Below are 25224 nucleotides of genomic sequence, written 5' to 3' on the forward strand. Positions count from 1 at the left end.
ATCCTGACCTGGGTCAGGATCCGGAGCCGGGGGCCCTGGGGAGGTGGTGCGCCAGGCCGACGGCCCGGGCGGAACGCCCTAGCGAAGGTGGGTCCCTTCGACGGAGTGCGCGTGCTGCTCCTCGGTTGCCTGGCCGGGGTGAGCGGGGTAACCGGCGTGAGCTTCGGCAGCGGTCTGCTGCTGCTCGTTCTTGCCGGGCAGCCAGCTCAGCCAGCCGGGCAGCTCCCAGGCCTTCCTGCCGAGCATCGTCACGGCCGCCGGCAGCAGCACACCGCGCACCAGGGTGGCGTCGATGAGGATGGCCACCGCCATGCCGACACCCATCATCTTGTTCTCGATGGCGGAGAGCGTGATGAAGACGGTGAACACCGCGGTCATGATGACGGCCGCGCTGGTGACGACGCCCGCACTGGCGGAGATGCCACCGACGACTGCTTCCTTGGGGCTCGCGCCGGCCAGCCAGCGCTCCCTGATCCGGCTGAGGATGAAGATGTGGTAGTCCATGCTCAGCCCGAAGAGGACCACGAACATGAACAGCGGCAGCCAGCCCGCCACCCCGCCGTACGGGGTGAAGCCGAGCAACGAGCTGAGATTGCCGTCCTGGAAGACCCAGGTCAGGACTCCGTAGGCGGCTCCCATCGAAAGCAGGTTGAGCGCGATCGACACGAGCGGGATGGCCAGAGAGCGAAAGACGACCAGGAGCAGGCCGAAGGCCAGGACGAGGACGAAGCCGATGACGATTCCCGTACGGCCTTCGAGCTGTTCGGCGAAGTCATGGGCGAAGGCGGTCCGGCCCGCGACGGCGAAGTCGATGCCCTCGACCTTGCCGAGGGTCTGCGGCAGGGCGGTTTCGCGCAGCACCTCCAGCGCGTCGTTGGACACCTCGTCGGTGCCGGAGCCGGCCAGCGGGACACGGATCACCAGGACGTCGTCGACCTGGACGGTCGAGACCGGTCCGGCCAACTGACCGCCGCTGCGAGCGATCTCGCCGTGCAGCTGGTCCACCGCGGCGTGCACCTCGGGGGTGTCCGACTTGTTGCCGTCGACGCCCCAGACGGCGACCCGGGCGGGGGTCGGAGCGCCGGGGAAGGACTCCTGCATCCGGATCGCGGCGTCCACGGTGGGGGCGCTGCGCGGCAGGCTGTTGACCACGGCCGCGTCCTGCAGCCGCATGTCGGACATCGGCAGGGCCATCACGAGCAGGGCGAGCACCGCGGCTCCGCCCCAGACCAGCGGGCGCTTGACGACGGCGCGCGCCAACTTCAGCCAGACGCGGGACTCCAGCACGGTGGTGCGGCGCTTGCCGAGCCAGGGGATGCGCCCCTTGTCGACCCGGTGGCCCAGGGTGGCGAGCAGCGCGGGCAGCACGGTGACGGAGGCGATCACCGACAGGCCGACCACCAGGGCGGTACCCATGGTGAGACCGCGGAAGACGTCGAGACCGCTGAAGAGGAGCCCACTGACACAGAGGATGACGGTCACTCCGGAAACCGCGACCACATGGCCGGAGGTGCGAGAAGCGATGCGCAGAGCTTCTTGGACGCTCCGCCCCGCGGCCCGCTCCTCCCTTTCACGACGCAGATAGAACAGCGAGTAGTCGATGCTGACCGCGACGCCGATGAGCAGAAGCATCGAGGAGACGGCGCTGTTGACCGCGACCCACTGGCTGAGTACGCCGATGAGGCCGAAGGTGCCGACGATCGTGGTGGCCGCCAGCAGCAGCGGGATGGACGCGGCGACCAGGGCGCCGAAGACGACGAGCAGAATCGCCAGGGTGATCGGCAGGGAGGTCTTCTCCGCGCTGGCGAAGTCCTTCTTGATGGCGTCGTCGACAGCACGGGACAGGCTCACGTCTCCGGCCTGTACGACGCGTACCTCAGGATGCCGCGCGGCGACGTCCTTCACGGCTTTCACCACGACGTCGAAGTGGGCATTCATCTGTTCGTTGGGGCCGGCCACGAAGAAGGTGACCAGACCCGAGCGGCCGTCGGCCGACAGCTGCTGCTCCTTACCCGGATTCATCGGAGTGCGCAGCCCCGAGATCGCCCCTGGCGTCTTCTTCAGTTCGGCGACCATATCGTCGGTGGCCTTGACGAGCTTCGGGTTCTCCTTGAACTTCCCGGGCTCTGAACCGAGCGGCTGGACAAGGACGTTCTCCAGGACCGGCTCGTAATTCTTCTGTTCGTTCAGCACTTTCTTGACCGCGCCGGAGTCACCCGGGTCCGCGGTGACGGCGGACGGGCCCGAGACCAGCGAGGTGGACAGGATTGCCACCAGCACGAGGGCCAGCCAGCCGCCGATCGCCAGTGCGCGGTGCCGCATCGACCATCCGGCGATCCGCTCGGTGAGCGCACCCTGCCCCTTGGCGACCCGACGATCATTGCCCATCTCAGACTCATTGCGGCTTTTGAGGTCTAATGGGGTGGGATTCCCGTGACGGTCTTGCGTGCGAGGCTTCTTGCCTTTGCGCATCATGAACTAAAGTCCTTCCATGGGGGAGCGATCCTGTGAAGACTCGCCATGGGCGAGGTGGTGCTTCTTCTTGCCGGGCCGTCGAGTTGCCGCTCGACGGCCCGGATCCTTCGGTTCTCGTTATTCGATCTCCTTGAGCATTCGCTCGACCGATTCCATCCGGCTCTGCATCTCGGCGAGCCGGTCGTTGATCCCGGAGAGATGTTGCTCGGTTTCACTCTGGGTACGGGCCGTTTTTTCGGCGAGCGTGCGGTACTCGTAATCACGCGCGAGAATGGCCCTGGCCCGCCAGGTGGCGGCACAATGCCAGATGACGATGGTGACCACCACCATCAGCAGGCCGAACAGCCCGATAGCGCCGATGATTTCTTGCCAGCCGTGGTAAGTCATAGCGGGGATCCTTTCTCACCATCCTGCTGGACAGTTTCTTGTGGGCCGAGCTTCAGCAACGAATCGGAAATCGTCTCCGGTGTCAGGTGAAGTACGAAAGGAGTCACTTCGTAGAACTTCATCACCTTCGCGTCCCCCGAGAGCTCCAGCTGGGCCGATACCAGGCCGGCCGCTTCGAGCTTCCTCAAGTGCCCTTGCAGAAGAGCACGACTGATCCCCAGTTCACGAGCCAGTTGACTCACGTAGTTGCGCCGATGAGACAACGCGGCCACCACCCGCAGGCGATGCGGATTGGCCAGAGTCGCCAGCACCTGCACCAGTTCACCCCCGTCAAGGGGAGACGTGTTCACGGCATCCCCCACCAAATCCACTACGACTCACGCCTTTTGCATTGCCTGCCGTGGACCCGTTGCACACCCAGGGCAACCCCCGCGACGAGCAGCGACACCGCAGGACCGATGAACAGCGGAGCAAGACCGTCACTGACGAACTGTCCGCCCAGATAGCCGATTCCGATGGTGTACGAGACGAAAATGGCCTCGGCGACAGCGGCTCCCAGCAAATAGCTGCGCAGCGGATAGTCAACGATTCCGGCTGCCAGGCCACCCACGCCGCGACCGGCCGGCACGAACCGCACCGCGATCACCGAGGGCACTCCGTGGCGTTCGAACCGGTCTGCGGTCCGGTCGAGCACCGACCGGCGGCGCCCTCCTCGCGGCATCCACATCAGCACCCTCCTACGCGACTTGCGACCCACCCAATACACCGCCAGGTCCCCCAGGATCGCGCCCACCAGCGGGAAGGCCACCAGCAGCGGAAGGCTGATGCCACCCGCCGCGGCGAGAACTCCCGCACCTGCCAGCACGGCGGAGTTGGGGATCATCGGCGGCACGGTGACAAGTACGAGCAGCGCGTAGATCCAGTGTGTGCCGTCCATGCCGATCAACTCCCCTCCCGCTCCTGTGGTCCATCACCTGCAGACAAAGACTGGCAGGTGCAAGCACGGGGATCAACAGTCGCCGGACGAGCCCAGGGGAATCTACGAGCTAACCCCTAGGGGTTGCGGAACGACAGCCTCAGGGTGCCCACGCAGCTTCCCTACGGACTCGCCCCAATCGCCCAACTACCGCCTCCTCACGGTCAGTTCATTCAACTTGCGGGTCAGGAGAGCGGCCAGCTCGGGCAGCGACTCCTCGAAGTAGAAGTGCCCTCCCGGTAGAACGTGGATGTCCGCCCCGCTCATCGTGCAGTCCTTCCAGAGGGCGATGTCCTCCGGCGTGACCGCAGGATCCTGGTCCCCGCCGACGGCGACGAGGGGACAGGCCAATGGGGCCCCCGCCCGGTAGTGGTAGGTCTCGGCGAGTCGTAGATCGCCGCAGATCACCGGATAGGCGATCCGCCACAGCTCCGGGTCGGTCAGCGCCTGCGCTCCCGCACCCCCCAGAGCGTCCAGGTACCCCCGTATGCCGTCCTCCTCGAAGGTGAGACCCTTGGGGCGACGGACGGCGGGCGCCTTGGACCCGGAGGCGAACAGCATCGCCAGGGGCGAGGGGAAGCGCGGCCGAAGCAGACGAGCCGCCTCGAAGGCCACCACCGCGCCCATGCTGTGCCCCAGGAAGGCAGTGGTCAGATCGAAGTCCGCACCGATGCCGTCCAGAATCTCCTCGGCGAGCTCCGGGAGGGAAGCGGGCAGTGGATCGCCGTACCGGTCCTGCCGGCCGGGGTACTGGACCGCTGTCAACTCGACCCATTCCGGGAGCAGTTCGGCCCAGCCGCGAAAGACACTGGCGGAACCCCCGGCATGCGGAAAGCAGTACAGCCGCACGCGCGCCCGTGGGCGCGGCACGTAGCACCGCAGCAGCCCCTTCGAATGCGACATCATCCGCTCCCGAGTACGGCCGTCGCCCTGTGCATCTCGCTCACCACGAAGCCCGCGCACCTCTCCGGGGTCATACGGCGCCCACACCCGCGCCGGCGGTGACCCGCCCCGCGGACTGCCCCTCGGCCCGGCCCTCGCCACGACCGCCCAGTCGGTGCAGCACCACGGGTCCTGTGCTGTCGGCGCGCCGGGCCAGTACGGCGGTGAGCCCCTCCCCCAGGAACAGATCCTCGACCCGCCAACGCCCGTACCCCTGGTTCGGCATGGTCGACGAATACCGGTCCGGGCTGCGCGGGCCGGACGTCCAGGCTCCGCAGCTCCGCGACGATGCCGACACCGACCGCCTTGAGAGTGGCCTCCTTCCGGGTCCAGGCGCGGAAGAAGATGCCCCGCCGTCCGTCCTCGTCCGGAGCTGCCCGCAGCCCGGCGAGTTCGTCGGCCGACAGGACGAGGTCGGGCACGCCCTCGATGTCGAAGCCGTGCCCACTCTCGATGTCGACACCCAGCGGGCCCCCCGCCGTCACGGCGACGGCCCAATGGGGCCCGGAGCGGGAGAGGCTGAACTCCAGGCCGGTGGCCGGAGCGAGAACCCGGGGCCGGCCGTGCGTGACGTCGGCGCAGCGCGGGCGGCTGCGCCTGCCGAAGCGGATCGCTCCGGGTGGCCCACCGAGGTAGTGGTCGGCCAGAATGCGCCGCAGCGCGGCGTGCGCGCCCGCATAGTGGGCACCGAGCGGGGCACTTCTGCCGCGGACGAGAAGGAGCTCCTCGTCGTTGAGCAGCGCCAGGTCGGCCTCGTCCCCCCGGTCCGAAGTTCTGCCGTGCCAGATGTGCACGGCACCGGTCACGGCGAGACGGCCGCTGCGGTCGGTCATGGCTGCGCGCTCCTGAAATCAAGGTGCCGGCTGAGGGCCGTCACGACTCGCACAAGGTGCGATCCTCAGCCTGCGTCACCCAGCTATACAGCAGCCATAAGCGCTGACCTGCGACTCCACCGGAGGTCCGACGGCCCGGACTCACTTCAGACGCCGGTCGTAGAACCGGCCCCCGTCCGCCACCTCGAACCACGGGGCGCCGACGTGCCCGCCCGGATTGGCGCGCCGGGTCTTTTGCTTGCTGCCGAGATGGTGTCCCGCCGAGTGGTGTATCAGCGATCGGTGCACGGCCCCGGGTCACGGAACAGCTCGATATCCACGCCCACGTGTCGGCGTACTTGCCAAAGTGGCTCCGGCAAGATTTTGGTGGTCGAAGATCAGCCGAGCATGGCTCCGGTGGGGACGCAGACCGGCGGGAATCCTCTCTTCGTGTACCACTGAACTCTTCGAGCTGCTCCCGCACTTGACGAATGTCGCGGTCGTCTCTGTCGACGCAACCGGCTGACGCTGCGGGAGGGCCGCAACCTGTTGATCCAGTCCACCCGCCCCAGGGCCCCGGCGGCGCACTTCTCGACGTACTCGACCGACCCGGAGGTTCCGCGCCGCAGGGTGCCCTGCGGCTGGTGCGAGCCGTCGCGTGCGACGCAGTGGTCGCGGTTCAGTTCCTGCTGCTTCTGGCGCTCTTGGTCCGCTGCCGCCGCCTTCTCCCTGGCCTGTCGCTGCACCCACTGGTCGCTGGTCGCGAACCCACGGCCCTTGAGGAAGTCGTTCTGCTCGGACTCCGACATCCCGTCGAGGTACGCCGGCTCAGTACTGCTCAACTGCGGGTACCTCTTGGCCAACTCTGCTTTGGTCACATCGATCCCACCCCCATGTCATCGCGTGAACACATGAGCACAGTAGGTAGTCGCGGCACGAAGAGCTCACACCATCGGAATGCGTTCCCAGCAGGTTTCAGGGTGATATTCACGGCTCGGCGGGGCCGGGAGCCGTCACTCTCTGCGTAGCCAGGCCAGGAGGCCGAGACCTTGCGTCAGACACTGCCTGGCGACCTCGCGGTTCCACAGAGTCGCCGATCGGCAGTCGAACTACCGAGAACCGGCGAAACTCGGCCAAAGACCCCGCGCTCGATCACGTGGATCGCAACGGCATTTCCTGGCGCTGTCTGCCGCACGGCTTCCCGTACTGGCGCGACGCACCGACTACGGACACTCGACGACTGGAAGGAGGGCACCGTCTTCGAGTGGCTCACCGACCTGCTCCCAGGGCACACCCGACAGCCCGACGCCGAACGTAGCGCACACGCCGCCCGGGGGACGGCCGCTGACTAGGATGCGGATCATGGCACTGTCCGTATCCACGTCCCCAGCCGCCTCGTTGGCCACCGGCCAGCGCTCCCTCGGCGGCCCCGAACAGCACTATCCGCTGTGGCCGCCGCTGACCCACGGCTGCCCGCGCACCAGTACCGAGGAGATGTCCTACCCGGTGGAGGTGGACTACGACTACGCACGTGTGCCGGAGAATTTCCTGGCGGGCGGCACCGGACCGGGTACCAGCCGCGGGCTGGACCGGTGGGCGCCGCTGCTGCCCCCGCTGCTGGCGCCGACGCTGGGCGAGGGCGGCACCCCGCTGGTGGACATCGGTGGCGGGGTCTTCGTCAAGGACGAGTCGCGCAACCCGACCTGGAGCCACAAGGACCGTCTCAACCGCTGCACGGTCAGTGCCGCGCTCGGCGTGGCCGCGCCCGGCATCGTGGTGGCCTCCTCCGGCAACCACGGCGCCTCCGCAGCGGCGTACGCGGCCCGCGCCGGGCTGCGCTGCGTGGTTCTGGGCTCGGCCGAATTGCCGCCCGCGGTCGGCTCCTTCCTCACCGCGTACGGCGCCGTGGTACTTCCCGTTCCCGCCGAGGAGCGGTGGCCTCTGACACAGCGGATCGTGGACCACTTGGGCTTCCACCCGGTCAGCAACCTCACGCCGTTCCACACCGGCAGCGCGTTCGGGCCTGAGGGCTACAAGACCGTGGCCTACGAGATCGCGGCCGAAGTGGGCGTGCCGGGCGCGGTGTTCGTGCCCACCGGCTACGGCGAGCTTCTCTTCGGCATCAGCAAGGGCTTCGCCGAGCTGCAGCGGCTCGGGCTCACCGACCGGGTGCCACCGCTGTACAGCTGCGAGCCTGCCGCGGGCGGCCCGCTGGCGGCTGCCGTCCGGCTGGGAGTACCCGCCACCAGGGTGCCGGTGGGCAGGACGGCCGCTTACGGCATCGACTGCCCGGTGAACAGCTACCGCGGCGTGCTGGCGATCGAACGCAGCGGCGGCCGGGCACTGCTCGTCGACGACGCCGCCCTACGCAGCGCCCAGGCGGAACTGGCCGGCCAGGGCCTGTGGCTGGAACTGTCGGCCGCGGCCGGACTGGCCGGACTGCGCTCGCTCACCGAGGAGGTCCCGGGGCCGGTGGTGTGTGTGGCGACCTCCAGCGGATTCAAGGACGTCGGGGTCGGCGAGCACGCACCGGCCCCGGTCGACCCGTCGTGGGAGGCGGTACGGAAGCGGTTGGCCGCCCAGGGCATCGAGGCGTCCTGAAGCGAGTCCGGCCGGACCGGCGTCGCCGACTGCCCCGACGACCCCTGTCGACACACCCGCCGGCGGTCGAACCACTGCCGGTTCCGCGCACCACGCACTGCGCACTGCGCACTGCGCACTGCGCGACACGGTGCGCGGATCGCCGAATCCGACCCGGTCCATGGAGTCGGGGCGGCGGGTCGCCCGGGGGCGCGGCAGGAGGAGTCGTCATCACAGGGCCTGAGACGGGCGGTTCTCAGAAGTCACCGCCGGTCCGGAAGACTGCCCAATGATTCACGCGGTCCAGGGGTGCATTCTCGTCACCGCCGAGGTCCCGGCATGGAGCACCTCAAAACCAGGGACGCGCCGCACGCGGGTGGAAGGTGCCGGCTTTCTCGCCGGCCGGTCATGGAAGGAGCAGGTTCCGTACCTCTGGCGGAGCGCTGTGGCGGTTTGCCATCGTCGCCTCACCTGCAAGGTGACGCTTCGGCGCGATGTGATCTGTTTCGCTGTCATGAACCTTTGCGGCACAGGGTTGTGATCTGCACTCCGAGTGCGTGGTCGATTCGATTCGTCTGGGTGGCCAGGCCCAACTGGACGGCGAGGGTGGGTGCGTACAGGTCGACGGCTGCTTGGGTGAGCAGGGTGAGCGAGGCCACCGACCGGCGGCCTCGTCGATGAGCCGCGATCAGGGTGACCGCCCCTGCCACAGCTGATGGCCACCAGAGAATTCCCACAGCGGGGTAGCAAATGCCCCAGGCTGCGAGGGTCAGGGCGGAATCGAAGGCCATCCGCGACTGCGCAAGCTCTGTGCGCACTCCGTCGGGCAGCACGAGCCACATGCGAGGCCAGACGAAAGGCAGGTCCAGTCCGTGGTCCAGACGTACGCGCGTTTCCACCGCGGCGAGACGATCGGCCATCCACGTTCCCTTGCAGGGTTCCGCGAGGCCGATGCGTGCGCGCACGGCAGCCTGATGGTGCAGTTCCTCCTCGTCCTGCTCGGTGGCGGGCTTGAGTACTTCGAGGTTGAAATGTCGTGACGCGTTCTGCCACCGGCGCCGTCGTCCGGACAGAGTGAGGCCGGCGTTCGAGAGAACGCTCGGCCACTGCCCCACCCAGACGCTCTCCACGACCGCGGCCAGGGCCCTTGCCAGGAGGCCGGCGGCTGCGGCCAGCAGCAACAGACCCACCGCTGCAAGGCCGACTTCGACCGCCGGGCGAGGCGCGGTGCCGACCGCGCGTTCAAGGCCTGACCTCAGCTTCCCGATGTCGTGCCAGTGTGTGTGGCCCACGAGTAGCGCCGCCGCCAGTGTGCCGAGGAACATCAGGCCTGGCAGTACGAGCAGGGTGAGCCATTTGTCCGCGAGTTTCTTGCCCAGTTCGGACAGGAACACCGTCAGGGGGTCGCTCCTCGTTCGAGCAGTGGGCGATCGTCAAGGTGGCACTCCGGCGCCTGTCGGCCTGGCTCACGCACCCACACCCGTGTGCAGTGGCGGGCGGGACATTGGAAGATCTGCGGCACGGATCGGCCCCCATGGCCACCCAGCGGGTCCGAACGGCCGTAGCGGTCAGCTTGTCGGTGGGACCTCGCAGACGAGGCCGTGCACCTGGGCGCAGCGTTCCAGCTCATCGGGTTCCGCCATGTCATCGGCACTCTGTGGACGGCTGCGGACGATATGGCCGCACGAGTCGTCGACGGTGTCTACGGAGTGATTCGGGCGAACTTCCCGGACGCGGGCGGCACTCCCTACGCACTCCACTCCACGGTCCGTGCCCTTCGCCGACGCTACCCCCGGGTGCCGTCACTGTGGGCGGGCTATGCGCACTTCGGCCCCTGAGCTGCTGGATGGGCCGGAAGCGGCGCCAGCATCACGCATCCCGTATCAGGGCACCACCCAGGGTCCGGTCTCGTCCTACGCGCGTACTCAAACCGCCCCTCGAACACCTCCTCCCACTCCAGCGGATCCCCCCCGCTCGTCGAGCTCGACGAGCTCGACGACGAGGAGGTCACCCTTCGTACCCTTCGCGCCCCGGCGGCTCGACTGCTCAAGGAAGGCTCGACCGAACGCTCAAGGGAGAACGGAGGCCGGGTGGGCCGGCCGCCCGCGTGCTCAGCAGCTCAGGTGGGAGCCCGGGGCGACGCCCAGGATCTGAGTGAAGTTCTGGTAGCTGTTGATACGGCTCTGCACCTGCGCCGGGTTGCGCCCGTCGCACTCCAGGTAGCCGTTGATGGAGCGGATGGTCTCACCGAAGCCGCGCCCGTTGACGATCGCGTCGTGCGGCGTCATGGTGCCGGGCCCGTTCTGGGTGTTCCAGTACCAGAGGCCGGTCCGCCAGGCGACCGACGGGTTCTGCTCGACCAGGTAGGGGTTGCGCAGCAGGTCGAGCCCGAGGGCGTCACCTGCGGCCTTGTAGTTGAAGTTCCAGCTCAGCTGGATCGGGCCGCGCCCGTAGTAGGCGGCCTGTCCGGCCGGGCAGCCGTAGGGCTGCTGAGCGTCGCAGTAGTGCGGGTAGTTCGCGGTGTTCTGTTCGACGACGTACCGCAGTCCGCCGGTCTCGTGGTTGACGTTGGCGAGGAAGGCCGCGGCCTCCTGGCGCTTGACGGTGTCGCTGCCGGTCTTGGCGAAGGCCGGGAAGGCCTTCAGGGCGTCGACCAGGCCGGCGTAGGTGTAGAAGCTGTTCCGGCTCGGGAACATCTGGTTGAACTGGCTCTCGGAGACGACGAATCCGGACGGATCCGGGTCCTGGCCACCTCCGCCGCAGGTGCCTTGGTCGGCCCAGACGCCCCACTGGCCGGTGGTGCCCGGGGCCTCGTTCTGGGTCCACCACTTGGCCTGGTAGTTGCGTCCGCCGTGCGAGGCGGTCATGCCCTGGGTGTAGACCGCGCCGGAGTTCCAGGCGGTGGCGCAGGAGGCTGCCGCGGCGGTGCCTGCGGCGAAGAGGGGGAACAGGACCGCGAGCAGGGCCGCGGCGATGAGAGAAGCGATGAATCGGGAGAGTTTCCCGGCGGAGGTACGCGTACGTAACACGACACCACATCCTCGGTGGGGAGATTGGGCCAGAGCCAACCTCATTGGTCTGAACCCGTCAAGGTCCAGACCAATGTTCGCCATGCGGATACGAGACTTGAGGCGGCGAACTGCGGATGCCGCTGAGGGCGCTCAGCAGGCGGCCCGCCGTCATACTCGTCGAGGGCGAGGCCGGAATCGGCAAGCCCCGGCTCGTCGGGGAAGCCCTCGCACGGCTCCCGAACGGCGGGCCGCACACACTCGCCGACTTCTGCCCGCCGCTGCCCGAACTCGCCGCCCGGGGCGCGGACTTGGGGACGCTTTCTGCAGCTGCGCCGGTACGCTGACTACCGCCTGAACGCTGTGCCGCCCGGGGCCGATGGCTGCACCTTCGGCACCTCGTCCTCCCCTGGCGGACGCGGTGTTGCGGGTCGTGCAGCGACCGGACTCCGCCGAAACAACGGTGTTCGCTGCGGAAGCGGCTGTCTCGGCGACGGCGTCGAGGCCGTTGCCGCGGGCTCGGCAGGAGCCGCACCGGCCACGGAGCGTACACAGAACTGCTCCCGTGGGGCGCTCGAACGGGGCTTGTGACGTGGTGAGTGGCAGGTGGTCGGGACGGGCCAGGAGTGGTTGAACAGAGCGTCACCACAGGTGGTTGCGGTTCCGTCATGGGGGTACGTCAAGAGCAGAAGTGGTGGGGCGGCTTGGGACCTTAGGCAGCTCCCGGCGGAGCGTGGCGCCGACCGGTTGAAAGCGTGCTCGTCTCTCGGCTGAAGTACACGGAGCGTCCCTGTGGTGCGGTCCCCGAGCGGCGCGGCACCGTATGGGGACTCATCGGCGTGCACCTTGGGGCAATGAGGTGTGGAGCATGTTCGAGGACACTGGGGTTCTCTGTGAGATCGAGGTACGGGAGAGCGACGCCACTACGGTGGTCGAACTCCGCGGAGAACTGGACTTGTTGGCCGCCCTGCGGCTCGGTCCCGCACTTGTCCGTCTCGCCGGCAGGCCCGGGACGGATCTGGTGCTCGATCTGCGGCACGTGAGCTTTCTGGACTGCGCGGGCATCGGCATGCTGTGCCGGGTCCGGAACCATGCGCTGGCAGAGCAAGGCCGGTTCCGGCTCGTCGTCGACCACCCGTTCCTCGTGCGCACTCTGAGAGTTCTGGGACTCGAACAGCCTCTCGGGGTGGTGTCCGGACACCACCGGGTTCCCGCGCAGGTGGCGGGAGAGACACCCCGCTGACCCTTTCGGGCAAGTCTCGCCCGGTGGCCCGGCGTGCGTGCAAGGCAAGGGCGCCGGGATACCCGGCCCGGTGTCGTTGAAGTGGAGGACGGTCTCCGCCTGGGAAGCGCGAGGCCGGGTAAAGGAGTTGGGCGTCGAGCCGGGCACCGTGTACTCACCTTCCCGCGGCGTCAGGTTGTACGCGGCCCTACGCGGCCTCATCGCGCTCGCCCCGGAGGCGAACCTCCCTCGACGCTTGCGCTGGACGGAATCCTGGACGCCTGCCTCACCTCGCGGCCTTCCACAGTGCGCGGGCGATCTGGACAGCGGCGCGGTCCGTGGTGGCCTGGGCCTCGAACCGGACTTGCAATCCGTTGCGTAGGGTGATTACTGCTTCCGGGAGCCCCAGGAAGTCCTTGCCCATGGCGATCCTGGTGATCTGAGTCCAGGGGATTGTGCGGGTCGCGCCCTGCTCCGTACGCACGAACCCGCCTGCGGTGAGGTTCAGTTCACGGGGTCCTCCGAGCAGGGCCTCGGCCGAGGCCAGACCGAATCCCCCCGGGTCGCCGGCGCTCAACCGGAACTTCCCCGTGTTGTTCAGGGCGTCGTACACCTTCGGCTTCGCCGCCCGGTCGGCGATCTTGCTGATCTTCGACGCGTACTCCTGTCCCCCGGAGAATCCTGTGATGGCCATGAGCCCTTCATTGCCTTCCGCCTTGATCGAGACGGTGAAGTCGTGATGACCGGGATCGACGTACACGCGGGTGATCTGGTCCCAGCGCACCCACTGCTCGTACTGGGGGCCGGACCTGTAGCACAGGGCGTGGGTGTAGAAGTCGACCCGGCCGTCGCCCAGCAGGGCGTCGCAGCCGTCTTCGAGCCCGCCGGGTTCCGCCGGGCGGTCCCATGTGTCCTGGGCCATGCGGGCGCGGCGCTCCGCGTCGGCCCTGCGGCGGCGGGCCGCGTCAGACGCGTCGTCGACCATGACTCGTCCGGCGAACCCGAGACCACCGAGGACTACCGCTCCGCCGATGACGGACAAGATCATCTGCTTGTTCCGGCGGTTCTCGGCGTCCTGGGCGGCGATGTCGTCATAACCGTACGAACCATGCGATCCGTTGCAGGAATCGCCAGGCTGCATCTCCTGGCCTGCGCAGTCCTTGGCGCTCCCGAAGTCAGGGGTGAATCCGAAGAGGACGATCAGGGCGCCAACGGCGGCTGTGACCAGTGGCTTGGTGTACTCGCTCACAACTCTCTACCGTCTCCTGCATCAGTTTTCACGGCGTCACGCGGGCGGTCGGGGGACCGCGCCTTCCCGGGCGCCGATCATTCTGTCAATCCCGCTGTCAGGCAAGGGACTTGGGGCGGAAACAGGAATAGCGGAACACCGCCCGCCCGCGCGAGGATGCCGTGATCGAGATCGACGGCCACGACATCGCGTCAGCAGTGGAGGCGTGCCGGGGCGCCTTCGGTGCGCCTGCGCCGCGGCGTTCACCAAAGGTCACGTGGGCTACTGCCGGGGGATCTGGCAGGCTTCGGCCCCCTCCTGCCCCTGAGGCGGCGGCGTCTTCTTCGGCCAGGCGAGGCCGACGAAAGTGGGATCCTTGTGCTTCACCTCGGGGTCCAGTCGAACGATGGCGACCGCCTTGTTGTAGGCGTTGCCGTTGTTGTCGATGCAGATCCACCCGCTCGCTCCGTCGACCTTGTGCACTCCACGCAGGCCGTTCCAGTCGCGGCCGATCTCGCGGAGGGTCGGGATGTAGGCCTCCTTCCGGCCTTCCGCGTGCAGACGGATCCCTTCGATGGCGGTCAGCGCGGAGTCGTGCACCGAAACCGTGCGTGAGTCGTAGATGTCGGGCGGCCCGATGGGCCCGACCGGGGTGGGTGCTTTGAGCCGTTCCTTCAGCGCGTTGATCGCCTTCGACGAACCGCCGGTCTTGGGGGCCTTGGCCGAGAGCCACCCGTCCGGGTGGGAGATGGAGGTGTACTGCACCGTCACCTTGCGCCACCTCTGCCCGGTGCCGCCCTCACCGCGCAGTGCCGCCCAGTCGAGCTTCTCGTCCGAGTACAGCGTCGAGGCACCCGAGCCGCTGACCACCGTGAACGGCTGGCTCTTGCACGGGCGGTTCCTGGCCAGCTCGTTGAGGAACTGGCGCAGGTGGACGGGGCGGCCGGCGAAGTAGACGGTGTTGACCTCGGGCCGGAGCACACAGATGTCCGTGGCCATCCGCTTGAACTCGCTGGACAGGCCGCCTTCGATGTCCGTCCCCTCCGACTCGAAGGGCATGGGCTCGTGCGGCGACTTGCGGAGCTTCTCCTCGTACGCCTGCAGCAAAGAGTTGTTGTAGGGGTCGGACCTGGTGTCCTGGACGAGGATGGCGCGCTCCAGGTCCAGCTTCGTGTCGAAGTGGACGAGCGCATCCGCCTGGTCGCTGTTCGTGGGTGCGATCCTGGCGAACAAGGGGTAGCCGGAGAACTCGTCGCCGGTGATCGGACCGCCGACGACCGGGATCTTCTTGTCCTTCGTGAGGTACTTGATGGCGTCCGCGGTGGGTTTGACGCTGAGGTCGAAGCCGAACACCGTCCGCAGGTTGTCCCCGGACTTCGCCATGGCGGCCAGTTGGTCGGCGACGGGGCGCCACTGGTCGCGGTCCTTGCCCGGGTTGGCGAGGACCAGCCGGATCTTGGGGTGTTCCCCGTCCTTCTTGGCAGCCGCGTCGGCGCCGTTGGCGTAGTACTGGGCGATGTAGGCCCCCTGCACCTCGTGCAGGATCTGCTTCCTGACCTCGATGTGGTCCGAGGTCATCGGGATCATCAAGGCGATGGTGACGTGCGGCTGAGCGGCGATGCGCAGGTTCTCCTCCTTGATGCGACGGGTGACGTCGGCGAGCTCCGGCATGAAGACCCGGTCCCCCGCCGTGACCCCGATGCACTCGTCGCCGCTGGTGTGCAGGCCCTCCCCGCAGGGGTCGGGCGGCGGAGGATCCTCGGGCCAGAAGACGATCGCTGCGGCCACCGCGCAGACCACCGCCAGGACCGACAGCACAATGGCGACCGGGCCCATACCCCCGTGCCCCGCAGCGCGCTCCGTCATGGCCGTTCCTCCCTGCTCCGTACAGTCACTCGCAACAGCCGCCGTTCCCGCACATCGCCCTCCAGGCGCAGCGTCCAGGAGTCGAGCAGGGACTCAAGCTCGTCGATCGGCGCCGCCGGCGGCAGTCCGCTCGCCTCGTCGTCGCTCACCACCAGGACGACCGGCCGGGTGACGGTCCTTCTTCTGCCCTGGTCCCGGAACGCCGTCCGGTACGCCGTGAGGAGTGTGTCGAGCAGTGCCCTTTCCTCGGCGCCACGCACCTTCAGGACCAGCAGGGGCGGTTGATCCCTGTTGAGCCGCCGGTAGCGCCCGTAGTGCGCGTCCAGGTCGGCGAGGAAGGACGCCGCGAGGAATTCGTTCCTGTGGGCCTTGCGGGCCTCCTCCGCCGTCACCGCTTCGGTGTCGAGCGGATGGTGTTGACGCGGCCGGAAGAAGTGGAAGAGCCGGATGGCGATCGCGCGCGGCCGTGAATTGGCGCCGCCCCGCGGCACTTTCAGCGCCCTCGCCCACCAGCGCAGCGCGACCCGTCCGGGGGTCGGCCGGGGCAACAGGAAGCGAAGCACGGCGGAGGTCATCGCCAGCGCGGAACCTCCCCGGCCGAACGCGGGCAGCTTCTCCTCCAGTTCCCTGATCAGCTGGTCGCGCCCCGGCCTCAGCGGATCCTCGTCCCGCTTCTTGCGCAACTCCCTGACCAGCCACTGGTGGGCGTGCTGGAGTTCCTGCAAGCTGGGGCTCGTGTGGTTGACGGCCCAGGTGTGCGCGAGCAGCCCCAGCGCGAACCGGGGAAAGGTGAGGCTCTGCCAGGACCCGATGGGGCCGCTCAGGCCGAACATCCCGGTCGACAGGTACCAGAAGGAGTCGGCCACCCCCTCGTCCGTGACCGGGACGTCGGGGAAATTGACCGGCAGCCGGCCCCAGTACCTGCTGTGGAAGCCCTCCAGGAGCTCGTTCTGCTGCGTACGGCTCAGCCCGACAACCTCGATCACCGGTGGCCCGCCCTTGCGCCGCAGTCGGCTGCCCACACTCCGCCGGTGTCGGGGTTCCATCAACAGCCCTGACACAACGCGGGTAAGTACTGGCTTGTGGTTCACCCGCATCTCCCGTCCCTGCGGTGCGCCCAGGGGCAGTCGCCCCACTGTGGGGAAATGACTATACGAAGCATCAACAGGCAGGCACAGACGATGAGTTGAATGGCTCAAACTGACACGTGGGCCCGCTCATGAGCGGCTGGCGACCACCCGGGCCGAGAAGGCGTTCCTTCGCTGCGTACTCACGGCCGGTCCGGTCCTGCCGATGCTGCCCGGCATGCCCGCACGCCGTCCCACGCCCCCTACCGGCACGGCGTCACCAGCCTGTTCATCCCCCTCCTCCGGCACTGCCGAATGCGGCTCATATGCGCTGAGTATGCTCCCGCTGAGTAGCGTCCCTGACTTGAGCCGTAGAGGAAGAGGACAGGATGCAGCTGAACAGCTATGACGAATGGTCCCCGCTCAAAGAGATCATTGTGGGTTCGGCAGAGAACTACTCGTGGCATGAACGGGAACTTTCCTTCGAGCTGTTCTTCTACGACCAGATATCGAACCAGAAGTCCTTCCACGACCGCATGTATTACCCGCACCTCAATCCACCGCAGCAAGATCCGGAGAGCAAGGCGAACTCCGGGCGGTCGCCGATCAAGCGGCGCTACGTCGAGGAACTCAACGAGGACGTCGAGGGAATCGTCGACATCCTGAAGTCCCTGGGGGTGACCGTCCACCGGCCGCTTTCGGTGGAGGGCTCCATCGAAGTCAGGACGCCTGCCTGGTCGGCGGCTGTGGTACCGCCGCTGAACATCCGGGACAACACGCTGATCATCGGTGGCGAGATCATCGAGACGCCGCCGCAGGTCCGCTCGCGGTACTTCGAGACCCAGTTCCTGACGCCTGTTTTCAACGAGTACTTCCGTCAGGGAGCCCGGTGGTCGGTGATGCCGCGGCCCTTGATGACCGACTCCTCCTTCGACCCCTCCTACGTCAACGGCGGGCCGGTGGAGTTCATCGCCCAGCCCAAGCCGTCGCCGTACGACGTGGGCTTCGAGATGATGTTCGACGGCGCTCAGTGCGTCCGTCTCGGCGGCGACCTGCTGGTCAACGTCGCCACGGCCAACCACGAGATGGCGTGCGACTGGCTGGAGCGCCACCTGGAGGGGCGGATCAGGGTCCACCGGGTGCACGGGCTCGCCGACGGCCACGTCGACAGCATGGTGCTGGCTCTACGGCCGGGGCTGCTGCTGGTGCGGACGCCCGCCATAGTCGAGGCTCTGCCCGAGTCGTTGCGCGCCTGGGACATGATCTTCGCCCCGGAGCCGGACGCCAACAACTTCCCCCAGTACGAGAACGACGACCTGATCCTCACCAGCCCGTACATCGACCTCAACATCCTGTCGATCAGCCCCGACACCGTGATGATCAACGAGGCCAACGGCGAGCTGATCCGTGTCATGGAGCAGCACGGCTTCACGGTCGTGCCCTTCCGGCACCGGCACCGGCGCATCTTCGGCGGCGGCCTGCACTGCTTCACGCTGGACACGGTTCGTGAGGGCTCCGTGCCCGAGAACTACCTGAGTTAGGAGCGTTCATGTCCGCAGAATCCGCAGAATCCGCAGATCCCACACAGTCCGCACAGTCCGCACAGTCCGCAGAACACGAGCCGAGGGCTGCGGAGCCGGCAGCGGAGGCCGGGGCGACCGAGGGAGTCGCGCCGGTCGCTGAACCCGATGACGGGTTCGAGGAGTTCCAGCTCGACGACCTCGAAGTGATCGAGAGCAAGGTTTTCGGATAGGCCGACGGGAAGAGACGAAATGAGGCAACGGACATCGACAGGCCGGAGCGTATAGGAATCGGGATCCAGTACAACCCGGAAATCCTCGACTGGTTCCCGTTCACTTCCATGGATGTGGACCTCTACGAGGTACTGCTGGATCCCGTCATGGGGCCACTGGACAGCCCCTATCTCTTCCTTCCGGGGGCATTCGAGAGCCTGCTGGAACTCAAAGGGCGGCGACCGCTGCTGGCCCATTCGAACTACGGCTGCGACTTCGGGTTCCTTCCGCTGGACGACACACCGGCGATGCGTCGGCACGTGCCGATGGCGCGGAAGATCGACAGCCCCTGGGTCGCCGACCACTGCTTCTACGGTGACAATTCCTGGCTGGACATCTGGAGCAGTCCGCTCCAGTTCTCCCGTGCGGAGGTGGTGCGGGTCGCCGACCGGGCGCGGCGGCTCCAGGACGCCTATGGCATCCCCCTCGCGCACGAGAACGCGGCCTACTACCTGAAGACGCCGGGGGCCGAGTTGCGGGAAGCGGAATTCATGGCCCGGCTGGTCGAGCGGGCGGACACCTATCTGCATCTCGACCTGCACAACATCTATGCCAACTCGCTCAATCTGCCCGGCTATCGCACCGACGACTACCTCGCCGAACTTCCGCTGGACCGCGTCATTGCGGTGCACCTCGCCGGTGGCAGCTGGCATGACGGCTTCTACCACGACTGGCACGACAGTCCGGTGCCCGAGCCGGTGTGGGAGATGCTCGAATGGTTGCTGGAGCGGGCCTCGCCGGCTGCCGTCACCCTCGAATACCAGGGGCGCTGCCATCACGAGGGCACGCGGGTGCTCGGCGGGCAGAAGGATCTGGAGATGATCCAGAACGATCTGGCGCGCGCCAGGAGCGTCTGGAACGCGGCGTCGGCACACCCGGGAGTCCGATGATGGAAGCCTCCGTGGTCTGGCGCGTGTGGCGCCGCATTCTCCGGGAGCCCGGACTGCGGGAAGCGGTTCTGGGCGGCCGAATCGACGAGCGGGCCACCGCTCTGGGACTCGACGCGTCGGAGGCCGAGGTGGCCCGCGCCTACGCGGAGCATCCGGCGGGCACCGAGATGTTCGTCCACAGCTACCGCTTCCGTCTGGTGAGTTCCTTCTTCAACGCCCTTGAGACCGTTGCGCCGTTGACCCATCGTGCGCTCCTCGCGAACGGCGTCGACCTCCGTGCGATCGCCGTGGACCTGCTGGACCGCCGGGCATGGGTGGACTCCGGCCCCTTCGTGTACGCGTTCGGCCGTCAGATCCTGGATCACCTCGCCGCGGACGAGGCGCTCATGAAGATCACCGGCCTCGCCGATCTCATCGGTCTGGAACGCGCGGCGGCCGACGTGGTCGTCTCGGCCGGCACCGGCCCCACGACCGACGACCGGGGCGTCTCGGCCGGCACCGGCCCCACGACCGACGACCGGGGTTCGACGGCGGGGCGATGGCGTGTGTGCGCGCCCTGCGGGATCCACAGCAGCGATCGCGATCTGTCCGAGTGGCTGCGCGACAGCGGCGCGGTCGGCCGCTCGGTGCCACCGGCCGTGCCGCGGCACTACGTCGTCTTCCTGCCCGCGCTCGACCACGCCCGGCGCATCGTGGCGGTCCCCCACCGGGCCGCCGACATCCTGCGGATACTGAAAGGGCGCCCCAGGGACCTGCCGCAACTGGCCAAGGAGCTGGAGCAACGGGGACACCCGGCCGCACCCGGCCAGGATCACAAGACCCTGAACCGGCTCCGCTCCCTCGGGGTCGTGGCCGCACCCACGGGCCGGGGCTGAGACATGTTCACACTGTTCTGGCTGCGCTCCACCGGCTTCCCCTTCGACGACCTCGGCTCTCTCGCCCTGCCCTCGGACCTGACGCCCGAGAACCCCACGGCCGAGGACGAGCGGCGGTTCCGGGAGCACCAGGAGCGGGCGCGCGGGATCCTCGCCGATCTGCTGGTACGTCCGGACGCCGCCGAAGCCCTGCTGCTCTCCAACCCCGACGCGCTGGACCGGCTGGCCTCCCTCGGCGAGACCACCTCCCGCACCATCAACGCGAAGTCCCGCCAGCGCCTTCGCCTGGGGTGGAGTTACCTCCAGCGTTTCCACACCAAGAACGACACCTGCAGCTTCTTCGGACCGCTCGCCTGGGGAGAGGTGGACGCCGCCGCTTCCCAGGCCCTGCGCACCGAGCCGCTCGATCCGAACAGGGGGACCCTGCATCGCAGGCAGGTCTTCTTCGAACACTGGGTGGTCAGCCGACTGTGCGACGTCCTCAGCCAGGACGGGCGGCTGAGAGACGTACTGCCGCTGGTGCTCCACAGCGGGTGCGACGTCCTCGGCCGACGGGTACGGGTCCCCCTGGGCAGAGAGGTTCTGGTCAGTGACGACACGGCCCGGCTGCTGCGGCTCGCCGACGAAGGGCGCCTGGACGCGCGCACCCTGGACGCGGCCACACCGTCGGCGCGCCGGACCGCGACCCGCCTGATCACCACCGAGCTGCGCCTCGCCCCGGGAACCGAGCAGCCGATGCGGGTGATCGGGGACGTGATCGACTCCGGCGGACCGGCGGACGGGCTGCCGGCGGTGCGCGAAGCCGTGGGCAGCCTGGAAACCATGCGGCATGAATTCGAGACGGCCGGGCGCGGCAGACGGCGGGAGCTGCTCGACAGCATGGGGCGGACGCTCGCCGCGCTCGGCGTCGACACCCGGCGCCGCCAGGGCGAGATGTACGTCGGTCGCTTCCCCGTGTACGAGGACTGTCAGCGCAATCTGGCGGTCACCCTGGGGGAGCCGCTGGCCCGTTCGTTGCGGGAGCGGCTCACCGGCGTGCTGGGGCTCTTCCGGATCGTCGCCGAGTGCGCCGCGGCCCGCCTGCACGACGGGTACGCGAAAGTCCACGCCACGCTGCCCCGCGACGAGAACGCGGCGGTGGACTTCCCCCTCTTTCTCCAGGCGGTACGGAGCTCCGAGTGCGAACGGCTCCACCAGGAAGTGACGGGCGAACTGCGGGAGATTCTGCACCGCACCTGGTCCGGGCTCGCCGACGGCGCGGCGGACGAAGTGACCTTGTCGCCCGAGGGGTTGACGCGTATCGCCACGGCGCTCACTGCTGCCACCCCCGAGCACCACCGGTTCGGCTCCGTGCTCGGGGTGGGGATCGCTTCCCCCGACATACTGCTGGCCGCACGCGATCGGGAAGCCATCGAGAACGGTGACTTCCGCATCGTGGTGGGTGAGGTGCACCCGGGGGTGCTGACCGCGCTTCAGCCCGTGGTGATGCCGTTCCTGGGCGAGGCCGCCGCCGCGGCCCGTGCCGAGGCCGACCGGCTGCTCGCGCCCGGCCGGATCCTGCTCGCCGCGGGCGACGAGACCTATCAGCGCTCGCGCATCGAGTGGCCGGTCGTACCCCACCTCTGGGAGATCACGCTGCCCGGCAGCACGAGCCGTTGCCCTCCGGAGCGCCGGATCCCGGCCGGCCGGGGGCGGGTCGTCGAGCGCGAGGGACTGCTGCGTTTCCTGGACCGGAGGTCCGGCCAGGAGGAGGACATCGTCACGGTGCTCTCCACGGACCTGCACCGGGTGCTCTTCGCCCTGGCCGGTGATGTCCTCGGCGGCGTACTGCCGCAGCGGATCCGCTGGCAGGGCGTGGAACTCAAGCGCCGGTCCTGGACCTTCGACACGACGGAGCTGCCCACGGGGACCCGGTCGGCCGAAGTGTGGGAGGACTATGCGGCGTTCGCCCTCTGGGCGCGCGGGCACGGCCTGCCGCGGCACTGCTACTTCCTCGCCGACACCGAGCCCAAGCCGATCTATCTCGACTGGCGCAATCCGCTTGCCGTGGACACCTTCGCGAAGACCGTCCATCGGGCGAGCCGGGTCCGGCTCACCGAGATGAGCCCGGGGCCTGACGAGCTGTGGCTGCGCACCGACGACGGCCGGTTCTGCTCGGAACTGCGTATGTCGTTCGTCGTGTGAGCCCCGCGAGAGACGCAGAGAACCAGAGACGCAGAGACGCAGAGACCCAGCGAACCAGCGAACCAGCGACCAGCGACGCAGAGAGGGTGAGAGGGTGACCGGCGACAGAATCGTCCGCGGGATCTTCCCGGCCCGCTTCCGTGTCGGTGATCCGGGTCCGGACGGCCGGTCGGAGGTGAGCGATCCCGACTCGTCGCGACGGTGGGTGCTGGGCGCGAGGGAGCTGGGTGTGGCCCGCCGCTTCGACGGGGCCCGCAGCTACACCGACATCGTGGGAGCCTCCAGCAACGGGAACAGGCCGGGCCTTTCGGTCGACGCGGCACGCCGCTTCGAGACCAGACTGCTGCGCCTGGGCGTTCTGGAACCGGGCGGGGCGGCGGTACGAGGGGTCAACTGGCAGCGTCTGAGGGCGTGGTGGCGCGGCTGCTCGACCATCGAGCTCGCCGGGGGGAATCCCACGCGCGTCCTCGACCGGTTCGACCGGCCCCTGCGACGGCTCACCACCCGCCCCGTGGTCCTGGTCGCGGCCGTCGGTGCGGCCCTGACGCTGGCGGCTCTCGCGACGCGGGTCGGCATGATCACCGAGGAATTGCTGGACGCGCTGAGAGGGCCAGGTCTGCTGGGCTTTCTCGCCGCGTTCGTCGCGTCGGCCCTCTTCCACGAGGGCGGGCACACCGTCGCGTGCCGCCACTACGGCATCCAGGTCGAGCGGGTGAGCATCGGGCTGCGCTGGCTCATCCCCTTCGCCTGGACCAAACCGGACCAGGCCGCGTGGCAGCGGCTTCCGGTGCCCTCGCGCGTCGTGACCGTCGTCTCCGGCCCCCTCGGCAGCCTGGTGTTCGCCGCGCTCGGCGGACTGCTCTGGTACCTGGGGCACGGCCCGGATCCCGTGCGGCTGACCGGGCTGTACATGCTCGCCGCCGGCACTGTCGGTATGGCTCCCACCCTGATTCCGATCCTGGAGGGCGACGCGTACCTCCTTCTGGAGTTGTGGCTACGGCGGCCCCATCTGCGCAGCCGCAGCTTCGACCACCTGGCGGACACCTTCAACGACCCCCGCCGGGCCCGGCGGACCAGCGGTGGGGACCGGCTGCTCTACCTGTGCTTCGCCGCGGCCTCGGCCATCGGTTCCGCGGCGGCCACCGGCCTGGTGTTCTGGGCTGCGTACCGGCTCTCGGTCCAGCCTTCGGGGGGCCGCTGATGGCCACTCCCGGGTATCACCGGCCGCACCACTGGGATCAGGTGCATCACGGAGGAGTACGGGGACGTCCCAGCCGCGCCGGCCTGGCCCTGCACGCCTCGGTGTCCGAGGCCGTGACGCGGTCGCTTCCTTCGGCGGGGGCCGTCCTCGACATCGCCTGTGGCACCGGTGGTCCGGTGCGCGGCCTTCCCGCCGGTTCACGGGCGATCGGCATGGACTTCTCCGGGGAGGCACTGTCTCTCGCGGCCAGCGCCGGGGCCCAGGGGGGATGCGACTGGGTGCAGGCCGACGCCCATCGGCTTCCCCTCAGGAACGGTTCGGTCGACGCCGTGCTCTGCGTGGCCGGCCTGTGGGTGTTCGCCGATCCTTCGCGGGTTCTCACCGAGGCGTTCCGGGTCCTGCGCCCGGGCGGCGTAGCCGTCGTACAGCTGTGGGGAAGCCCTGCGGACTGCCGGCTGATCACCCTGGGTGCGGCCTCCGTCGGACGGGTGGTCGAGGAGGCTCGTCTCCCCTCCGCGGTGACCGGGCCGTTCGAGCTCACGCCCGACCGGGTCGGCGCCTGGATGCGGGGGGCGGGTTTCGCCTCTGTCGACTGGCGGCGGTCGGACTACCGGCTCCCCATCGCCCGAATCGACGACTACTGGCCGGAGTTCGCCGCGCTCGCCCCCACCTCCCACGACCACTACCGGCGGGCGGGAGCCGCCGCACGCGACCGGGTGTGCGCTCTGCTGACGGGCCTGCTCGCCGAGTCACAGCGGAAATCGGGGGACGACTTCCTCTCGCTGGCCTGGCGGTTGGGGGTGGCCCGCCGTGGAGCGGCATGAAGCGCCGGAAGGAACCGACGGGGCCACGGACTTCCACCGGGTGGTTCCCGGTATCGGCCAGCCGAAGCCGTCCGGTGGGCAGTCACCGCTCAGGATGCGCTCGTTCAGCTGTCTCAGCTGAGTGGTGGGCTCGACCCCGAGGTCCTGTACGACCCGTCTGCGGGCCAGCCGGTAGGTCTCCAGCGCCTCTCCCCGGCGGTACGAGCGGTAGAACGCGAGCATCAGCATGCCCCACAGCTCCTCGGAGAGCGGGTTGACCACGAGGAGCCGGCGGATCTCGGCGATCGCCCGTCCGTAGTCGCCGAGCTGGAGCCGGGTCTGCACCAGCATCTGGTGCGCCGCCGACCGCAGGTCTTCCCAGTAGAGGACTTCGCTCTCCAACTGGGGAGCGAGTACCAGCCCCTGGCAGAGGGGGCCCCTCCAGAGATCGATCGCGACCTCCAGGTACGAGCGGGCGAGGGCGGTCTCCCCCGCTTCCAGCGCCCGCCGCCCCATGACGGCCAGGTCCTCGAAACGTGTGAGGTCCAGCTCGCAGCGGTGTACCTCCAGCAGATAGCCGCCGCCCGCCGAGCTGAGTACCGCACTCCCCGCCGGAGCCGCGTCCCGCAGGAAGCGGCGCAGTCTCGACACGTACTGGCGGAGGTTGGACCGGGCGGACTGCGGCTTCGATCCGGGCCACAGCAGAGCGATGAGGTCGTCGCTCTCATTGACGCGATGGGAGCGCAGCAGCAGGACGGCCAACAGTGTCGTGGTCATGCCGCTCGGGCCCAGTCTGTGTCCGGTCGCGTCGCTGATGCCCGGGGCCCCGATGAGGCGGTACGTCGGCATGGCCGGTGAGGGGCGGAGCGGTACGGTCGGCGGCTGCGCGCCCAGCACTGTCTCTGCGGTCATGTT

The 25224-nt window shown here is 68.5% G+C and carries 23 protein-coding genes and 1 pseudogene; 11 read left to right on the forward strand and 13 right to left on the reverse strand.

Going from position 1 to position 25224, the window contains the following annotated elements; translation table 11 throughout:
• Positions 1 to 78: 78 nt before the first annotated feature.
• The 7 genes from ACWGIG_RS00565 to ACWGIG_RS00595 all read right to left on the reverse strand — a co-directional run bounded on the left by ACWGIG_RS00565 (position 79) and on the right by ACWGIG_RS00595 (position 6434).
• Positions 79 to 2388 carry an MMPL family transporter gene (locus ACWGIG_RS00565; protein ID WP_453319252.1) on the reverse strand — a complete coding sequence of 770 codons (2310 nt, stop codon included), beginning with the start codon at positions 2386 to 2388 and terminating at the stop codon, positions 79 to 81.
• 204 nt (positions 2389 to 2592) lie between these two features.
• On the reverse strand, positions 2593 to 2862 hold the full coding sequence (locus ACWGIG_RS00570; RefSeq protein WP_453319253.1) for a hypothetical protein: 270 nt from the start codon (positions 2860 to 2862) through the stop codon (positions 2593 to 2595).
• Positions 2859 to 3212, reverse strand: a complete 354-nt coding sequence (locus ACWGIG_RS00575) for an ArsR/SmtB family transcription factor (protein ID WP_453319254.1) — start codon at positions 3210 to 3212, stop codon at positions 2859 to 2861. The genes ACWGIG_RS00570 and ACWGIG_RS00575 overlap by 4 nt, the downstream gene beginning before the upstream one ends.
• Before the next feature lie 20 nt (positions 3213 to 3232).
• On the reverse strand, positions 3233 to 3799 hold the full coding sequence (locus ACWGIG_RS00580) for a DedA family protein (protein ID WP_453319352.1): 567 nt from the start codon (positions 3797 to 3799) through the stop codon (positions 3233 to 3235).
• A 186-nt stretch (positions 3800 to 3985) separates the two neighbouring features.
• Positions 3986 to 4741, reverse strand: a complete 756-nt coding sequence (locus tag ACWGIG_RS00585) for a thioesterase II family protein (RefSeq protein ID WP_453319255.1) — start codon at positions 4739 to 4741, stop codon at positions 3986 to 3988.
• Positions 4741 to 5613 carry a 4'-phosphopantetheinyl transferase family protein gene (locus ACWGIG_RS00590; RefSeq protein ID WP_453319256.1) on the reverse strand — a complete coding sequence of 291 codons (873 nt, stop codon included), beginning with the start codon at positions 5611 to 5613 and terminating at the stop codon, positions 4741 to 4743. The genes ACWGIG_RS00585 and ACWGIG_RS00590 overlap by 1 nt, the downstream gene beginning before the upstream one ends.
• A 377-nt stretch (positions 5614 to 5990) precedes the next feature.
• A complete protein-coding gene (locus tag ACWGIG_RS00595) occupies positions 5991 to 6434 on the reverse strand; it encodes a hypothetical protein (RefSeq protein ID WP_453319257.1) in 444 nt (147 codons plus the stop codon).
• 520 nt (positions 6435 to 6954) lie between these two features.
• Here ACWGIG_RS00595 and ACWGIG_RS00600 point away from each other — a divergent pair.
• Positions 6955 to 8193, forward strand: a complete 1239-nt coding sequence (locus tag ACWGIG_RS00600; protein WP_453319258.1) for a threonine synthase — start codon at positions 6955 to 6957, stop codon at positions 8191 to 8193.
• 491 nt (positions 8194 to 8684) lie between these two features.
• Here ACWGIG_RS00600 and ACWGIG_RS00605 read toward each other — a convergent pair whose 3' ends face one another.
• Positions 8685 to 9566 (reverse strand): hypothetical protein, encoded by an 882-nt coding sequence (locus tag ACWGIG_RS00605; RefSeq protein ID WP_453319259.1) that lies wholly within the window; start codon positions 9564 to 9566, stop codon positions 8685 to 8687.
• 204 nt (positions 9567 to 9770) lie between these two features.
• Here ACWGIG_RS00605 and ACWGIG_RS00610 point away from each other — a divergent pair.
• Positions 9771 to 10010 (forward strand): annotated as a pseudogene (locus tag ACWGIG_RS00610) (CHAT domain-containing protein); the annotation flags it as partial.
• Between the two features lie 273 nt (positions 10011 to 10283).
• Here the strand turns inward: ACWGIG_RS00610 and ACWGIG_RS00615 are convergent.
• Positions 10284 to 11159, reverse strand: a complete 876-nt coding sequence (locus ACWGIG_RS00615) for a glycoside hydrolase family 19 protein (protein WP_453319353.1) — start codon at positions 11157 to 11159, stop codon at positions 10284 to 10286.
• Positions 11160 to 11317: 158 nt separating this feature from the next.
• Here ACWGIG_RS00615 and ACWGIG_RS00620 point away from each other — a divergent pair, with 158 nt between their 5' ends.
• Together ACWGIG_RS00620 and ACWGIG_RS00625 are read left to right on the forward strand one after the other, a co-directional pair.
• Entirely contained in the window at positions 11318 to 11527 is a 210-nt protein-coding gene (locus tag ACWGIG_RS00620) for a hypothetical protein (RefSeq protein ID WP_453319260.1), read from the forward strand.
• A gap of 521 nt (positions 11528 to 12048) precedes the next feature.
• Complete coding sequence (locus ACWGIG_RS00625) at positions 12049 to 12423, forward strand: STAS domain-containing protein (protein WP_453319261.1); 375 nt, start codon at positions 12049 to 12051, stop codon at positions 12421 to 12423.
• 265 nt (positions 12424 to 12688) lie between these two features.
• Here the strand turns inward: ACWGIG_RS00625 and ACWGIG_RS00630 are convergent, their stop codons facing one another.
• The 3 genes from ACWGIG_RS00630 to ACWGIG_RS00640 form a co-directional block, all read right to left on the reverse strand.
• Positions 12689 to 13651: a hypothetical protein gene (locus tag ACWGIG_RS00630; protein ID WP_453319262.1), complete on the reverse strand. Its 963-nt coding sequence runs from the start codon at positions 13649 to 13651 to the stop codon at positions 12689 to 12691.
• 261 nt (positions 13652 to 13912) lie between these two features.
• Complete coding sequence (locus ACWGIG_RS00635) at positions 13913 to 15496, reverse strand: ABC transporter substrate-binding protein (RefSeq protein ID WP_453319263.1); 1584 nt, start codon at positions 15494 to 15496, stop codon at positions 13913 to 13915.
• Positions 15493 to 16482, reverse strand: a complete 990-nt coding sequence (locus ACWGIG_RS00640; protein WP_453319264.1) for a hypothetical protein — start codon at positions 16480 to 16482, stop codon at positions 15493 to 15495. The genes ACWGIG_RS00635 and ACWGIG_RS00640 overlap by 4 nt, the downstream gene beginning before the upstream one ends.
• Positions 16483 to 16952: 470 nt before the next feature.
• Between ACWGIG_RS00640 and ACWGIG_RS00645 the strand changes: the two genes are divergently transcribed.
• From ACWGIG_RS00645 to ACWGIG_RS00675, 7 genes are all read left to right on the forward strand, one after another.
• Entirely contained in the window at positions 16953 to 18104 is a 1152-nt protein-coding gene (locus ACWGIG_RS00645) for a glycine amidinotransferase (RefSeq protein ID WP_453319265.1), read from the forward strand.
• 8 nt (positions 18105 to 18112) lie between these two features.
• Positions 18113 to 18316 (forward strand): hypothetical protein, encoded by a 204-nt coding sequence (locus ACWGIG_RS00650; protein ID WP_453319266.1) that lies wholly within the window; start codon positions 18113 to 18115, stop codon positions 18314 to 18316.
• Positions 18317 to 18424: 108 nt separating this feature from the next.
• Entirely contained in the window at positions 18425 to 19246 is an 822-nt protein-coding gene (locus tag ACWGIG_RS00655; RefSeq protein ID WP_453319267.1) for a DUF692 domain-containing protein, read from the forward strand.
• On the forward strand, positions 19246 to 20121 hold the full coding sequence (locus ACWGIG_RS00660) for a hypothetical protein (protein ID WP_453319268.1): 876 nt from the start codon (positions 19246 to 19248) through the stop codon (positions 20119 to 20121). Before ACWGIG_RS00655 ends, ACWGIG_RS00660 begins: the two co-directional genes overlap by 1 nt.
• A gap of 3 nt (positions 20122 to 20124) precedes the next feature.
• Positions 20125 to 22305 carry a lantibiotic dehydratase gene (locus ACWGIG_RS00665; protein WP_453319269.1) on the forward strand — a complete coding sequence of 727 codons (2181 nt, stop codon included), beginning with the start codon at positions 20125 to 20127 and terminating at the stop codon, positions 22303 to 22305.
• A 94-nt stretch (positions 22306 to 22399) separates the two neighbouring features.
• On the forward strand, positions 22400 to 23506 hold the full coding sequence (locus ACWGIG_RS00670; protein ID WP_453319270.1) for a site-2 protease family protein: 1107 nt from the start codon (positions 22400 to 22402) through the stop codon (positions 23504 to 23506).
• Between the two features lie 113 nt (positions 23507 to 23619).
• Positions 23620 to 24330 (forward strand): class I SAM-dependent methyltransferase, encoded by a 711-nt coding sequence (locus tag ACWGIG_RS00675; protein ID WP_453319271.1) that lies wholly within the window; start codon positions 23620 to 23622, stop codon positions 24328 to 24330.
• Here the strand turns inward: ACWGIG_RS00675 and ACWGIG_RS00680 are convergent.
• Complete coding sequence (locus ACWGIG_RS00680) at positions 24256 to 25221, reverse strand: AfsR/SARP family transcriptional regulator (RefSeq protein WP_453319272.1); 966 nt, start codon at positions 25219 to 25221, stop codon at positions 24256 to 24258. The genes ACWGIG_RS00675 and ACWGIG_RS00680 overlap by 75 nt on opposite strands.
• Positions 25222 to 25224 lie beyond the last annotated feature (3 nt).

The organism is Streptomyces sp. NPDC054863, from assembly GCF_053610825.1.

What these genes read in the sequence shown, in the direction of transcription:
- ACWGIG_RS00565 (WP_453319252.1), bottom strand. Translation starts at nt 2,388, where the DNA reads ATGGGCAATGATCGTCGGGTCGCCAAGGGGCAGGGTGCGCTCACCGAG.
- ACWGIG_RS00570 (WP_453319253.1), bottom strand. Translation starts at nt 2,862, where the DNA reads ATGACTTACCACGGCTGGCAAGAAATCATCGGCGCTATCGGGCTGTTC.
- ACWGIG_RS00580 (WP_453319352.1), bottom strand. Translation starts at nt 3,799, where the DNA reads ATGGACGGCACACACTGGATCTACGCGCTGCTCGTACTTGTCACCGTG.
- ACWGIG_RS00585 (WP_453319255.1), bottom strand. Translation starts at nt 4,741, where the DNA reads ATGTCGCATTCGAAGGGGCTGCTGCGGTGCTACGTGCCGCGCCCACGG.
- ACWGIG_RS00590 (WP_453319256.1), bottom strand. Translation starts at nt 5,613, where the DNA reads ATGACCGACCGCAGCGGCCGTCTCGCCGTGACCGGTGCCGTGCACATC.
- ACWGIG_RS00600 (WP_453319258.1), top strand. Translation starts at nt 6,955, where the DNA reads ATGGCACTGTCCGTATCCACGTCCCCAGCCGCCTCGTTGGCCACCGGC.
- ACWGIG_RS00620 (WP_453319260.1), top strand. Translation starts at nt 11,318, where the DNA reads ATGCCGCTGAGGGCGCTCAGCAGGCGGCCCGCCGTCATACTCGTCGAG.
- ACWGIG_RS00625 (WP_453319261.1), top strand. Translation starts at nt 12,049, where the DNA reads ATGTTCGAGGACACTGGGGTTCTCTGTGAGATCGAGGTACGGGAGAGC.
- ACWGIG_RS00635 (WP_453319263.1), bottom strand. Translation starts at nt 15,496, where the DNA reads ATGACGGAGCGCGCTGCGGGGCACGGGGGTATGGGCCCGGTCGCCATT.
- ACWGIG_RS00645 (WP_453319265.1), top strand. Translation starts at nt 16,953, where the DNA reads ATGCAGCTGAACAGCTATGACGAATGGTCCCCGCTCAAAGAGATCATT.
- ACWGIG_RS00650 (WP_453319266.1), top strand. Translation starts at nt 18,113, where the DNA reads ATGTCCGCAGAATCCGCAGAATCCGCAGATCCCACACAGTCCGCACAG.
- ACWGIG_RS00655 (WP_453319267.1), top strand. Translation starts at nt 18,425, where the DNA reads ATGGATGTGGACCTCTACGAGGTACTGCTGGATCCCGTCATGGGGCCA.
- ACWGIG_RS00660 (WP_453319268.1), top strand. Translation starts at nt 19,246, where the DNA reads ATGGAAGCCTCCGTGGTCTGGCGCGTGTGGCGCCGCATTCTCCGGGAG.
- ACWGIG_RS00665 (WP_453319269.1), top strand. Translation starts at nt 20,125, where the DNA reads ATGTTCACACTGTTCTGGCTGCGCTCCACCGGCTTCCCCTTCGACGAC.
- ACWGIG_RS00680 (WP_453319272.1), bottom strand. Translation starts at nt 25,221, where the DNA reads ATGACCGCAGAGACAGTGCTGGGCGCGCAGCCGCCGACCGTACCGCTC.